This window comes from bacterium (genome assembly GCA_023150945.1).
Lineage (GTDB): Bacteria > Zhuqueibacterota > Zhuqueibacteria > Zhuqueibacterales > Zhuqueibacteraceae > Coneutiohabitans.
Window position 1 is genome coordinate 225,791 of record JAKLJX010000008.1, and the last position, 13,533, is coordinate 239,323.

Consider the following 13,533-nt stretch of genomic DNA (forward strand, 5'->3'; position numbering starts at 1 on the left):
TGAATCCTTCCGGTTGCTCGCACGTGGAAAAAAACATCGCTGAAACCAGCGCTGCCAGCGCAGCAATGCGCCGTCGTCTTGCCGATCGCATGTGAGGCTCCCGTGGTAATAGGCGTCTGCCCGGGAATGTTCCAACCTCGGCTGAGCCGAGGTTGACAAAACTTCGAACACCGCAGCAACTCCAAGGTCCTTAATGCAACGGCCCAGCCGTTGCAGGAACACTTTGCCAGAAGGCTGCGATTTCGGGGGGACACCGATGGTTCACGCCAAGATCGCATCGATTGCCGCCAGCTCGGCTGCGGCGAAATGGAGATTCTGCAGGGTCTGCAGGTTCTCCTGCAATTGCGCCGGCCGGCTCGCGCCGATGAGCACGGAGGTCACGGCGGGGTGGCGCAGAATCCACGCCAGCGCCATTTGCGCCAGCGTCTGGCCGCGCTGCTGCGCCAGCTCATTCAATTTTTTCACCTTCTCGATTTTTTCGGTGGTGACTTGATCCGCCTTCAAAAAGCCCGTGGGTTTGGCGGCGCGTGAGTCCGCCGGAATGCCGGACAAATAACGCGCGGTGAGCAGACCCTGCGCCAGCGGTGAAAAGGGAATGCAGCCGAGGCCCTGCTGCGCCAGCAGCGCGAGCAGGCTTTCTTCCACCCAGCGATTGAACATGTGGTACACCGGTTGGTGAATCAAACAGGGCGTGCCGAGGGCGCGCAGGATTTGGTCGGCGCGGCGGGTTTGCTCGGTGCTGTAGTTGGAAATGCCGGCGTAAAGCGCCTTGCCCTGGCGCACGGCGTGATCCAGCGCCATCATGGTTTCTTCAAGCGGGGTTTCGGGATCCGGGCGATGGCTGTAGAAAATGTCAACGTAGTCCAGTCCCATGCGCTTGAGGCTTTGATCGAGGCTGGCCAGCAAGTATTTGCGTGAGCCCCATTCGCCGTACGGGCCGGGCCACATGAGATAGCCGGCCTTGGTGGAGATGATCATCTCGTCACGGTAGGCGGCCAGATCTTCTTTGAGAATTCTGCCGAAATTGCTTTCGGCCGAACCCGGCGGCGGGCCGTAGTTGTTGGCCAGGTCAAAATGCGTAATGCCGCTGTCAAACGCCAGCCGCACGAGGGCGCGGGTGTTTTCCAGTGGATCGACGTCACCGGCGTTGTGCCACAGGCCGAGCGAAATCGCAGGCAGCTTCAGGCCGCTGCGGCCGCAGCGGCGATAGGTCATTTCTTGATAGCGATCGGGATTCGGTTGCGCGGGCATGATCATTTACCGTTTTTGTGTGCGAGCAACTCATTCGTGTCTGTCCACAAAAGTTCCATCCTCGACGAAGCTGAGACTTCCAAAATTTCGAGCACCGTGAAACGCTGAGATTCTCAATGCCGCGGCCCCGCCGTTGCCGCAGCCTTTCCCTGCAAAGGCGGCAATTTCGAACGGACACGAATCCGTTCATGGGAGAGCAAAAATACACAGCCCCGCACCGCCGCCAAAGAGAGTGACGCGTGCAGGGCTGCGAGGGCGAGGCTCACCGTGTGCAGGTGCTACCTTCCAGACTTCTGTGCCGGTGATCGGCGGAGAAGTCGCATCATCATCCCATTCGTTTGCGCAGGAATGCCGGCACGTCATAATCGGCGGGCGGCTCCGGCATCGGCACATATTCTTCTTCCAGCGGGCGGATAATCGGCTCGGCATGGCCGTTGTGGCCGTTTTTCTCGCGGCGCTGATAGGTCGGAATGTCGAGTTCTTTGACCGTGGTGTCGATGAAGCGCGGCAGCCGGCTTTGCCTGCCGTTGGCCGCGCCGCGGCTGTTGCTGCGAAAGCCGGTGGCAATCACGGTGACGCGCACGTCGTCGCGCATGCTTTCGTCGATCACCGCGCCGAAGATGACGTTGGCCTCACTGCCGGCGGCCTCGGAGACCACGCTGGCCGCGTCATTCACTTCATGCAGGGTCAAATCCGGGCCGCCGGTGATGTTGACCAGCACGCCGAGCGCGCCCGCGATCGACACGTCTTCGAGCAGCGGGCTGGAGATGGCCTGCTGCGCCGCGCGAATCGCGCGCTCGTCGCCATTGGCTACCCCCGCGCCCATGAGCGCGTCCCCCATCTCGCTCATCACGGTGCGGACGTCGGCGAAGTCGAGATTGATCAAACCCGGAATGGTGATCAAGTCGGAGATGCCCTTGGTGGCGTGCAGCAACACGTCGTCCGCCTGGCGAAAGGCCTCCACCAGCGGCGTGCCTTTGGGCACCACCGCGAGCAGGCGCTGGTTGGGAATGACGATCATGGTGTCCACCCGCTGCTTCATCTCCATCAGGCCTTCTTCCGCGCGCTTCCAGCGTTTGTTGCCCTCGAAGCTGAACGGTTTGGTGACGATAGCGACGGTGAGCGCGCCGAGATCCTTGGCGATTTCCGCGACAATCGGCGCGGCGCCGGTGCCGGTGCCGCCGCCCATGCCGCAGGTGACGAAAACCATGTCGCAGTCTTCGAGAATCTCCGCGACCATCTCGCGGTCTTCTTCGATGGCTTTGCGGCCGATTTCGGGATCCGCGCCCGCGCCCAGCCCGCGCGTGGTGGTTTTGCCGATTTGGACACGGTGCGTCGACTTGGACGTGTCGAGCGCTTGCACATCCGTGTTGATGGCGACGAAATCAACACCGGTCAAGCCCGCGGCAATCATACGATTGACGGCATTGCAGCCGGCGCCACCAACGCCGACCACTTTCATGCGTGCCGCCATCAAGCTGCCTTCATCGAAATTTAATCGTAGATTCATGGAGACTTCTCCTTGCTGGTAGTAGCTCCTCGCGGAGCCGCCGTTCGTCATTCCCCGGCCGTTGCACGCCAGGGGCGCTGCGACTGAGCTGGCGGGGCCGGTCAGGCCGCGCGATTTACCACTCCAAACCACCGCTTCATGCGGTCGGCAATCTTGTCGAACAAATGCGTCTCATTCGGGCTGGCCAGACCTTCAGCTTCGGCTTTATGCTGATAGCCGTAGAGAATCAAGCCCACGCCGGTGGCATGATTCGGCTTGTTCACTTCGGCGGTCACGGAATTCACGGTATTGGGCACGCCGAGTTTGACCGGCATGTCGAAAATCGATTCCGCCAGGTCGATGATGCCGGGCAGCATGGCGCAGCCGCCGGTCAACACTGCGCCTGCGGTCATGAGTTTGAAGTAATCGGATTTCTTCAGCTCATTGAGCGTGAGCTCCAAAATCTCCTCGACGCGCGGCTGGATGATGTCAATCAGCACCTGGCGCGAGACCTTGCGCGGCGGCCGGCCGCCGACGCCGAAGACTTCAATGGTCTCTTCGCGGTCATGGTCCACGTGCAACGCGGCGCCGTGCGCGATCTTGAGCAGCTCGGCGCGGTCGATGGGCGTGCGCAGGCCGTGCGCCAGATCATTGGTGATGTTTTTGCCGCCCAACCCGACGATGGCGGTGTGGCGGATGCAGCCTTCGTAGAACATCGCGATGTCGGTGGTGCCGCCACCGATGTCGAGCAGAGCCACGCCCAGATTCTTTTCGTCATCGGTCAGCGTGGCGAAGCTGGAAGCGAGCGGCTCGAGCACGAGATCCTGCACCACCATGCCGGCGCGCTCGATGCAGCGGCAGATGTTTTGCGCGGAGGTCACCGCGCCGGTGACGATATGCACTTCCGCCTCCAGGCGCACGCCGCTCATGCCGACGGGATCGTCGATGCCGCGCTGATCATCGACGATGAAGGCTTGCGGCAAAATGTGAATGATCTCGCGGTCAAAGGGCAGGGCCACGGCTTTGGCGGCATCGATCACCCGGCGCTTGTCTTCCTGGGTGATGACGTGATCTTCGCCGGTCACCGCCACCACGCCCCGGCCGTTGACGCTGCGAATGTGATCGCCGGCAATGCCGGTGTACACCGCTTGTATCTCCACGCCCGCCATGCGTTCGGCTTCGTCTTTGGCGCGCAAAATCGATTGAATCGTACGTTCGAGATTGATCACGACGCCGCGGCGCAAGCCCTCCGAGGGCGTGGTTCCCATGCCGATGATTTTGAGCTGGCCGTGCTCATCCACCTCGGCAATGAGCGCGCAAATCTTGGTGGTGCCAATATCCAGCGCGCAGATGTAATCGAGTACCATGGTCTCTCCTTATGGTCGTTGCTGATTGCCGGGTGTGCGCGGCTGTTCCCGCGCCACTGGCACCGGTAACCAGGTTTATCCCGCGACTCTCGTCACAACTTGGTTCTCAAAGCGCAAATCAATGGCAGCCAGCCGGCCGCCGTGCTCCGGCAGTTGCCGCAGCACGGTATCCAGACGCTCGCAGCGTTCGAGCCAGGCCTGGCGGCCCACATAAACCGGCACCCCATGTGAATAGAGATACAGAATCAATCCCCCGTTGGCCTGCAATTGAAATTCGGAAATGTCGTGATACATCACCGCATTCTGCTGCCGCAGCGTGCGGATGAATTCGCAGAGTTGCACGCCGGCAGCCGACAGCCGTTTGCCCTCTGCCGCAGGATCCAGCGCCGCGCCCGTCACCACCGGCAAATCCAGCCGGACGCCGGCTTCCACCTGCGGCAGCACTTCGCCATCAGCGGCGAGCGGCCACAAACCCTTTTGATTGAGCAGCGCCACCGGCTGCTGTTCTTTCACCCAGATCTCGACGGTCGAGGGATAGGCGCGGCTCACCTGCACTTCGCGCACAAAAGGCAGCGCTTCCAGGCGCGCTTCAATTTCACTGACGTTGATCTGAAACGTGCGCTCGCCCTGCGGCACTTGCGCCGTCTTGAGAATCGTCTCCGCGCTCAGCAGGACATTGCCCTTCACCACGACCTGCTGCACTTGAAAGCTGGCGTCGTGGCCCACCCAATTCTGCAGATGCAGGCCGCTGAGCATGAAGGTGGTTGCAAAGAAGAATGATTTGCCGTAGCGTTTTGCTGCCATGTCGTTCACCCTGCTGCGTTGAATCCCTGACACGCGAAGTTTGGGAGACCTCGGCTCCGCCGAGGTTGGAACCTTTTTGGGACGAACACTTGTTGCCTGCCGGCGATTCTCCACCTCTGCCATTGCCGGGTTCGCCGTTGCCTGGCATTCATTTTTTCAACAATTGCAGGCAAAGCTCGACGATGTCCTGCGCCGCGCGGGGCCGGGCCATGCGCTTCGCGGCGGCGGCCATCTCCGCGCGCCGGCCGGCATCGGCGGCCAGCGTGTGCAGCGTTTGCAACAAGCTTTCCACCTGCAGATCTTTTTCCAAAATCATCACCGCCGCGCCGGCCTGCGCCATCGCGCGCGCATTGAAGGTCTGATGATCCGCGGTCGCGAATGGGAACGGAATCAGCACCGCGGGCAGGCCGCAAGCGGCCAGTTCGAATATCGTCGAGGCGCCGGCGCGGCAGAGCACGAAATCCGCCAGAGCATAGGCCAGGCCCATGTCTTCGATGTAAGGCACGAGGCGCAGGCGCGGCGCGCCGGCGGCAAGCGGCGCAAGTTGCTCGAAGTGAGCGGGGCCGGTTGCCCACAGCAGTTGCAGCCCGTTGATTCCGGCCAGTTGCGGCAGCAGCGCGGTGATCACTTCGTTGAGGCGGCGGGCGCCCTGGCTGCCGCCAAACACCAGCAGGGTGGTCAAATTCGCATCGAGCTGCCAGGCGCGGGCGGCCGCCGCACGCAACGCCGGCGTGCGCTCGGGAAGCTGGCTGCGCACCGGATTGCCGACCACGTGCACGCGCTCCTGGCGCGGGAAATATTTGCGGCTCTCTGCAAAGCTGAGAAAGACCGCATGCGCGCGCCCGCCGAGCAGACGGTTGACCAGGCCGGGATAGTTGTTCTGCTCTTGAATCACGAATTTCCTTCCCATCAGCCAGGCGGCCAGCAGGGCCGGCCCGCTGACGTAGCCGCCGGTGCCGATGACGAGCTGCGGCTGAAATTCCCGGAACAACTTGCGGCATTGCCGCACGCTTTGCAGCAGATAGACCGGCACCATGAGATTGCTCAACGTCAACTTGCGCAGCAGGCCGCGCACCGGCACCACTTCCAACCGATGGCCGAGCTTCGGCAACACGCGGCTTTCGAGGCCCTGCGCCGTGCCGATGAAGAGTGTTTGCACCTGCGGCCGCTGCCGGGCAAAAGCCTCGGCCAGCGCGAGCGCGGGATAAAGATGGCCGCCGGTGCCGCCGCCGGCAAAGACCAGGCGCAAAGGTTCAGAGTCAACCATCGGATTTCTTGCGGTCACGATACCACTGCACGCGCGCCAGCGGCACTTTGGCCAGGCCGCGGCCCGGCCGGCTCGCACCGCTGCCCTGCGTTGAAATATTGAGCAAAACGCCGATGCCGATCAAATTCATGATGAGCGCGGTGCCGCCGTAGCTCACGAACGGCAGCGGAATGCCGGTGGTGGGCAACAGATTGGTGACCACGGACATGTTCACAAACGCGCCCAAGCCGATCGTGCAGGTGATGCCGAATGCGGTCAGCCGGCCGGCGGCATCAGGCGCCTGGCGCGCAATGCTGAAACCGCGCCACAGAATGACCAGAAACAGCACCACCACCGTCAGGGTTCCGATCAAGCCCAACTCCTCACCAATGATGGAAAGAATGAAATCGGTGAAGGGATCGGGCAGGAACAGGAGCTTCTGTTTGCTCTGGCCCAAGCCCACGCCCAGCAGGCCGCCGGTGCCGAGGCCGATCAGCGATTGCTTCACCTGCCAGGCGGGTTCGGCGTGGCCCATCAAAGAATCCACGAAAGCTTCGACGCGGCCGCGCTGATACGCGACCCGCGCCGTGAGCGCCAGCCCGGCCAATACCACCGAAGACGCCAGGGCAAAGAGATGCGACCAGCGCGCGCCCGCGAGAAAGAGCATGGCCGCCACCGTTGCCGCGATGATCAGCGCGGTTCCCAAATCCGGCTCGAGTGCCACGGTGATCACCACCACGCCGGCGAGCAGGAGCTGCGGCGCCAGGCCGTCGCCAAGTTTGCGAATATCGAGCTGGGGCTTGGCGAGATTCATGGCGAGATAGAAGATCAGGCCGTATTTGGCCAGCTCGGAGGGTTGAAATTGCACCGAGCCGAGCATGAGCCAGCGCCGTGAGCCGCGAATCGTCCAGGCCTCCGGCGCAAACAGCAGCGCCACCAGCAGCCCGACGCTGAACAAGTAAACCAGCGGTGACACGCGCAATACGTGATGGTAATCGAGCCGCATCATCAGGAAGCCGAGCAGCAAGCCGAGCAGAAGGCGGATCATCTGGCGTTTGAGATAGAACATGCTGTCCTGATGCAGGCGCTCTGCGCGCGCCGAGCTGGCGGTGAACACGAAATAGACGCTGAGCAGCAGCAGCAGCAGCACCGCAACCAGTAGAATGACATCGACAGGGCGACGTACCATCAGCGTACCTTGAAGGTGGCGAGCGTGAGCAGCGCGAGCAGAATGCCGATGATCCAGAAGCGCACAACAACTTGCGGCTCGCTCCAGCCCTTCAGTTCAAAATGGTGATGCAGGGGCGCCATGCGAAAGATGCGCTTGCCGCCGGTGCGCCGGAAATACCAGACTTGCAGAATGACGGACAGGCTCTCCGCCACGAACATGCCGCCAATGATCGGCAGCAGCAATTCTTTCTTCACCAGAACCGCGAGCGCGCCCAGCGCGCTGCCCAGGGCGAGCGAGCCGGTGTCGCCCATGAACACCTGCGCCGGATGAGCGTTGTACCACAGAAAACCCAGCGCCGCGCCAAACAACGCGGCGCAGAAAACCGTGAGTTCGCCGGCGCCCGGCAGGAACAGGATGTTGAGATAATCGCTGAAATCCGTACGGCCGGAGACATAACTGATCAGCGCCCAGGCTGCGGCGGAGATCGCCACCAAGCCGGCGGCCAAGCCGTCGAGACCGTCAGTCAAGTTCACCGAGTTGCTGGTGGCGGTGATGATGAAGATCACCACCAGCACATACGGGATGAAACTCAGCGGATAAGCCAGGCTCAGGCCCAGGTCGAATTCGAAATTCTTGAAAAACGGCACGGTCGTGAGCGTGGCGATGCCGTCGAATTGCGGCGTAAAGTAAATGATCGTGCCGAGCACGAATCCCAGCGAGACCTGGCCGACGATCTTGTAGCGGCCATAGAGGCCCTTGGGCAGCTTCTTGACGACTTTGAGATAATCATCCACGAAGCCAACGATGCCCATCCACACCGTGGCGAGCACGACCAGCGCGACATAGATGGTGGCGCGCGCCCACAACAGCGTGGGCAGCAGCACCGCCGCCAGGATGATGAACCCGCCCATGGTGGGCGTGCCCTGTTTTTTCAAATGGGTCTGCGGGCCATCCTTGCGGACTTCCTGGCCAATCAGCCGCACGCGCAGCGCATGAATCAACCGCGGGCCTATCACGAAGCTGATCAACAACGCCGTGATCGCCGCAAAGGCCGCCCGCACCGAGATGTATTGAAACAGATTGAAGCCGGAAACATACTTGCTCAACGGATAGAGCAGATAGTACAACATGACGGCTCCTATGGTTGTGCACTCTACCGCGGCCAACCTGGTTGGGTCACCGCCTCACGCTTGCGCCGGCAGCTTTTCCAACACTTGCTCCATGGCCATGCCCCGGCTGCCTTTGAGCAGAAGCACATCCCCCTCGCGCACCGAGCGACTCACCTCATACATCAAATCGTTTTTGTCTTCAAAATGGAGCGCCCAGCAATGCTGGCCAACGGCATGCACGAGATGCCTCATTTGCGGGCCATAGGCAAACACCGCCTGGAGCGGGAGCGTGGTGATGAACTCGCCCAGTTCCCGGTGCACCATCTCGGCGCTGGCGCCCATTTCCAGCATATCGCCCAGAATCGCAAGGCGGCGGCCGTGCTCGGGTTTGGGATATTGCGCGAGAAATTCCAGCGCCGCTTTCATGGACTCGGGATTGGCATTGTAGGCGTCGTTGATGATCGTCATGCCGGCAGTGTGCAAAATCTGCATGCGCTTGGCGACGCCGGCGAAGCTCTCGAGGCCGGCCGAGATGGTGGCGGGATCGAGGCCGAGGAAATCCGCCACGGCAATCGCCGCAAGGGCGTTGCTGGCATTGTGCGCGCCCGGCACCGGCAGGCGAATTTCCCTCTCCCGCCAAGTGAGCGTCACATGGCCCTCAGGGTCAATGGCTTTGATGGTGCCGCGCACTTGCGCGGGGTTGTGCAGGCCAAAGGTGATCGTCTTCAAGCCGGAGGGATGCACTGCCACCAGCCGGTTGTCATCCGCATTCAAGAAAGCGATGCCGTCGTGCGCCTGCAGATAGGCAAACAGCTCGGTCTTGGCGCGCGCCACGCCGGCGAGATCGCCGAAAAATTCAACGTGCGCGCGACCGACATTGGTGATCAGGCCGTAGTTGGGCGCGGCGAGGTCGCACAGGCCGGCAATTTCATCGAAATGATTCGCGCCCATTTCGATCACCGCCAGCTCATGCGCGTGCGTGAGCTGCGACAACGTCAGCGGCACGCCAATGTGATTGTTGAGATTGCCACTCGTTTTGTGCACGAGATGCTTGCGCGACAACAGTGCCGCCAGCATCTCTTTGGTGGTGGTTTTGCCGTTGCTGCCGGTGAGCGCGACCACCGGCTTGCCCCAGCGCCGGCGAATGGTCCGGCCCAGGCGCTGCAAGGCCAGCAGCGGATCGTCGACGACGATGAAGTTGCCTTTGCTGCGCGGGTGGCTGCGGCGCCACGCCCTGGCCACCACGGCCGCCAGCGCCTGGCGATTGAAAACCTGCGGCAGAAAATCATGGCCGTCGAATTTATCCCCCTGCAAGGCGAAGAACAGCTCATTCACGCTGCAGGTGCGGGAATCGGTGGAGAGGGCCGCGGGCCGGGTGGCGAGCAGGCTCGCGTCGCCCACATAGGTCGCGGCTTCCTCACAGGCCCGCAGGACTTCACCCAGAGTTAGAATGATTGGCATCTCGTCATCCGATTCAAGTAATCGTCACTCTTTCCCCCGCCCAGCAGCGGTGCGTGGCACCGCCCTGCCGGGGATCAATGCACCACGGCCTCGCGGGCAACCGGCACCTCCGAGCGGCAGCGCAGCTCGCAGCGCACGCCGGAGGTGATCGGCGTGCCGGCCGGCGGGTACTGCTGCACCACTCGGCCGCTGCCGACCACGCGCGCCTCCACGTTGGCCACGGACAGCAGGCGCAGCGCCTGCCGCAGGGAAAGTCCAACCAGCGCGGGCATGGTCTGCGGCTGGCGGCGTGATTGCTCGGTTTGAAAGAGCTGCAACGTCACCGGCGAATTGCGAAACACGACGGCGCCGGGTGGCGGCAGTTGATTGAGAATGAAATCGCCTTCGCCGTCCCAGATCGGCTTGAGTTCGAGGTTTTCCAGGATTTCTTCGACCACGCTGCGATGGCGGCTGGTCAGGTCCGGTACGACGATTTTGCGGGGATCCATGATCATCTCACTGAAGTTTTCGGTTTGCTCGTGGCTGCGGTGCGCAGAGGTGACGGCACCGGCTTCCACGCCCAACATGCGCTCGGCGATACGGCGAAACGCGGGCGCGGCCACCATGGCGCCCCAGTGATCGCGGCGCGGATTTTCGATCATCACCACGATCAGATAGCGCGGCTGCTCCGCCGGAAAGAAGCCCACGAAAGACGAGAGGAAATTGCCGCTGGAGTAACCGCGGGCGTTTTCCAAAGTGCGGCGGGCGGTGCCGGTTTTGCCGGCGATGCGAACGCCGTCGATTTTGGCATTCTTGCCGGTGCCCTGCTGTACCACGCCTTCCAGCAGGTGCGTCAGCGTTGCCGACACTTCCCGGCTCAGGACGCGCCGCACGACTTCCGGCTGCTCGTCGCGCGTTACTCTTCCCTTGCTGTCGGCTATGCCGGCGATCACCCGCGGCCGCAACAGCAGGCCGCCATTCGCGACTGCGCCATAGGCCATGGCCATTTGCACCGCGGTCACGGAAACTTCATAGCCCATGGCCATGGCAGCGATCGTGTAGCCCGACCAATCACCCGGCGGCTTGAGCGTGCCGCCGGCCTCGCCCTCCAGGCCAGTGCGCGCCGGCATGCCGAAACCAAAGTCGCGCGCGTAACGATAGATCTTTTCCTTGCCCGCCAGCCGCGCCAGCTTGGTGGTGCCGATGTTGCTGGAGTTGGCCAGCACTTGCGCGACCGTGAGATTGCCGTAGCGCTCACCATGATCGGTGATGACTTTGCCGGCAAACTTGTAGGCGCCATTCTCACAGTAGATGACGTCATGGGGTTGCCGGATCTTCTCCTGCAGGACGGTGGCGAGCGTCACCAGTTTGAACGTCGAACCCGGCTCCACTTGATCGGTGACCGCGCGGTTGCGCCGCGTGGCCGGTGAATAGGCGCCGGGGTTGTTGAGATCAAAGCCCGGCTCGCAGGCCAGCGCGAGAACTTCGCCGGTGCGGGGATCAGTGATGGTCACCGTGCCGCTGCTGGCCGCGAAGAAGTCGAGGCTGGCGCGCAACTCCTCGGTGGCGATCGTCTGCAGGATGTAGTCGATGGTCAGATACACGTGCTGGCCGTGCACCGGTTGCACTTCCGGCATGGCGAGATCGGGCAGCGCGTTGCCGATCGCATCCCGCTGCAGCACGCGGCGGCCGTCCTGCCCGCGCAGCAACGAATCACACGCCAGTTCGATGCCGGAGATGCCGCGGCCGTCGACGTCGGTGAAGCCGATCAGGTGCGCGCCGATTTCCTTGTGCGGATAGCGGCGCCGGGCATCTTTTTCGAGGCGCAGGCCGGGAATCTTGCTCGCCTGAATCTTTTGGGCAAGCTCGGCGTCCACGCGACGCTTCAGCCACACGAACGGCAGATCGGTGCGCATGCGCGCCAGCAGCGCCGCGGCCGGCTCATGCAGCAGCGGCGCCAGCTTGTTGGCCAGGCTGCGGCGATCCTTCACCTGGCGGAGATCGACGCCCACGGAAATGCAGGCGTCGTTGAGCGCCAGCAGGTTTTGGTTGCGGTCATAGATAATGCCGCGTTGCGCTTCCAGCGGGATGGCGGTGTAATGCTGCGCCTTGGCGAGGTCGCGATACTTGCCGCTTTGCCAGACTTCGACATAGAGCAGCCGCAGCACGACACAGATGGCAAAGAACAAAAAAAAACCTTCGACAAAAACGACGCGGTTCAGCGGCCCGGCGACTTTCGGCTTGGGCGGCTTCCGCAGCAGCGGCACGAGGCGGGAACCTGTCGTCGGGCGCGTCCTCATTCCGGTGTGACGACAATCAGTTTGGTGGCAACCCTGGTCATGTGTAATTGCTCCCGTGCAATCTTGGCAATGCGGCCATAGCCTCCCAGTTGTTCGGCGCGCACCAGCAAACGAGTGTTCTGTTCCTGCAACTCGCGCTTCTGCGTCTCCGCGCGCGCAACGGCCACCGCCAGATCACTGACCGCCACGCGCAGCCAGATCAACAGCAGGCCGAAAAACAGCAGCAGGAAGAAGGGCGTGATCAAGGCAGCCCAGACCCGCCCCGCGCTGACGCCGGTGCGGCCGCTGCGTGGCGAGGGCTGCGCAACGCGCCGCACAGGGTGCGAGGCCACGCGCGGCCGAGGTTGGCGGCGGGCAGGCGCGCGACGCGCGATTTTGGGGCTGGCCATGGTCATCGTTTCTGGAGTACTCGCAATTTTGCGCTGCGGCTGCGGCGATTCGCCGCGATTTCCTCGGGCGTGGGTGTGATCGGCCGGGGGGTCAGCACGACGGCCAAGCTCTGCCGGCCGCACACGCACACCGGCAACTCAGGCGGGCAGGTGCAACTTCGCGCCTGGCTGCGGAAAAAGTCTTTGACGATGCGGTCTTCGAGTGAATGATAGCTGATGACGGCCAGCCGGCCGCCGGGCGCCAGGCAATCGAACGCCTGCGTGAGAAATTCGCGCAAGGCCTGCAGTTCATCATTCACTGCGATGCGCAGCGCCTGAAACACGCGCGCGATCGCTTTAATCCGATGAGGGCCGCGCACCACGCCTTCGATAATCAAGCGAAGATCAGTCGTCGTCCGGATCGTCTGCCGTCGCCGCTGTTGCACGATGGCTCGCGCGATTGCCCGGGCTTGCCTCTCTTCGCCATAGTCCCGCAGGAGACGCACCAGTTCGTCTTGTTCCAGAGCCGCCAATAGCTCCGCTGCAGTTTGGGGGAGGGAAGGGTTCAGGCGCAGATCGAGCGGACCCTCATCGAGATAACTGAAGCCACGTTCCGGCAAATCGATTTGGCGCGAGCTGATGCCGAGATCGGCGAGCACGCCCGCGACCGGCGATACTCCCATCGTTGCCAAGAGGCCTGCGATTTGCCGGAAGTTGCCGAGCTTCAAAGAACAACGCCCTGCAAATTTCGCCAGCCGCTGCTGGGCGGCGGCGAGGGATTGTGGATCGACATCTATTCCGATAAGCTGTAGCCGTGGTGGTCCAGATTCGAGCAAGGCCAAACTGTGGCCGCCATCGCCCAACGTTGCATCGACGATCATGCCGGACGGGCCGGTGAGGAGGTGGGCGACCACTTCACGCACCAGCACCGGCACGTGAAACTCGCCCTGATGTAACGTTGGCGTTTGCACTCGTCGTTTCTGCTCAC

General features: G+C 62.6%; 11 protein-coding genes. All 11 read right to left on the reverse strand.

Going from position 1 to position 13,533, the window contains the following annotated elements:
* Positions 1-261 precede the first annotated feature (261 nt).
* Positions 262-1,251, reverse strand: coding sequence for an L-glyceraldehyde 3-phosphate reductase (mgrA, locus tag L6R21_13075; GenBank protein MCK6560121.1), 990 nt, complete (start codon positions 1,249-1,251; stop codon positions 262-264).
* 325 nt (positions 1,252-1,576) lie between these two features.
* Positions 1,577-2,761 (reverse strand): cell division protein FtsZ, encoded by a 1,185-nt coding sequence (gene ftsZ, locus L6R21_13080; protein MCK6560122.1) that lies wholly within the window; start codon positions 2,759-2,761, stop codon positions 1,577-1,579.
* Positions 2,762-2,862: 101 nt separating this feature from the next.
* Positions 2,863-4,107, reverse strand: coding sequence for a cell division protein FtsA (ftsA, locus tag L6R21_13085; protein MCK6560123.1), 1,245 nt, complete (start codon positions 4,105-4,107; stop codon positions 2,863-2,865).
* A 75-nt stretch (positions 4,108-4,182) separates the two neighbouring features.
* Positions 4,183-4,911 (reverse strand): FtsQ-type POTRA domain-containing protein, encoded by a 729-nt coding sequence (locus tag L6R21_13090; protein MCK6560124.1) that lies wholly within the window; start codon positions 4,909-4,911, stop codon positions 4,183-4,185.
* Positions 4,912-5,059: 148 nt separating this feature from the next.
* Positions 5,060-6,178, reverse strand: coding sequence for an undecaprenyldiphospho-muramoylpentapeptide beta-N-acetylglucosaminyltransferase (murG, locus tag L6R21_13095; GenBank protein ID MCK6560125.1), 1,119 nt, complete (start codon positions 6,176-6,178; stop codon positions 5,060-5,062).
* Positions 6,171-7,346 (reverse strand): putative lipid II flippase FtsW, encoded by a 1,176-nt coding sequence (gene ftsW, locus L6R21_13100; protein ID MCK6560126.1) that lies wholly within the window; start codon positions 7,344-7,346, stop codon positions 6,171-6,173. The genes murG and ftsW overlap by 8 nt, the downstream gene beginning before the upstream one ends.
* Complete coding sequence (mraY, locus tag L6R21_13105; GenBank protein ID MCK6560127.1) at positions 7,346-8,458, reverse strand: phospho-N-acetylmuramoyl-pentapeptide-transferase; 1,113 nt, start codon at positions 8,456-8,458, stop codon at positions 7,346-7,348. The genes ftsW and mraY overlap by 1 nt, the downstream gene beginning before the upstream one ends.
* A 54-nt stretch (positions 8,459-8,512) precedes the next feature.
* Complete coding sequence (locus L6R21_13110) at positions 8,513-9,898, reverse strand: UDP-N-acetylmuramoyl-tripeptide--D-alanyl-D-alanine ligase (GenBank protein ID MCK6560128.1); 1,386 nt, start codon at positions 9,896-9,898, stop codon at positions 8,513-8,515.
* A gap of 74 nt (positions 9,899-9,972) precedes the next feature.
* On the reverse strand, positions 9,973-12,144 hold the full coding sequence (locus L6R21_13115) for a PASTA domain-containing protein (GenBank protein ID MCK6560129.1): 2,172 nt from the start codon (positions 12,142-12,144) through the stop codon (positions 9,973-9,975).
* 29 nt (positions 12,145-12,173) lie between these two features.
* Positions 12,174-12,566: a cell division protein FtsL gene (locus L6R21_13120; protein ID MCK6560130.1), complete on the reverse strand. Its 393-nt coding sequence runs from the start codon at positions 12,564-12,566 to the stop codon at positions 12,174-12,176.
* 2 nt (positions 12,567-12,568) lie between these two features.
* Entirely contained in the window at positions 12,569-13,516 is a 948-nt protein-coding gene (gene rsmH, locus L6R21_13125; GenBank protein ID MCK6560131.1) for a 16S rRNA (cytosine(1402)-N(4))-methyltransferase RsmH, read from the reverse strand.
* Between the last annotated feature and the right edge of the window lie 17 nt (positions 13,517-13,533).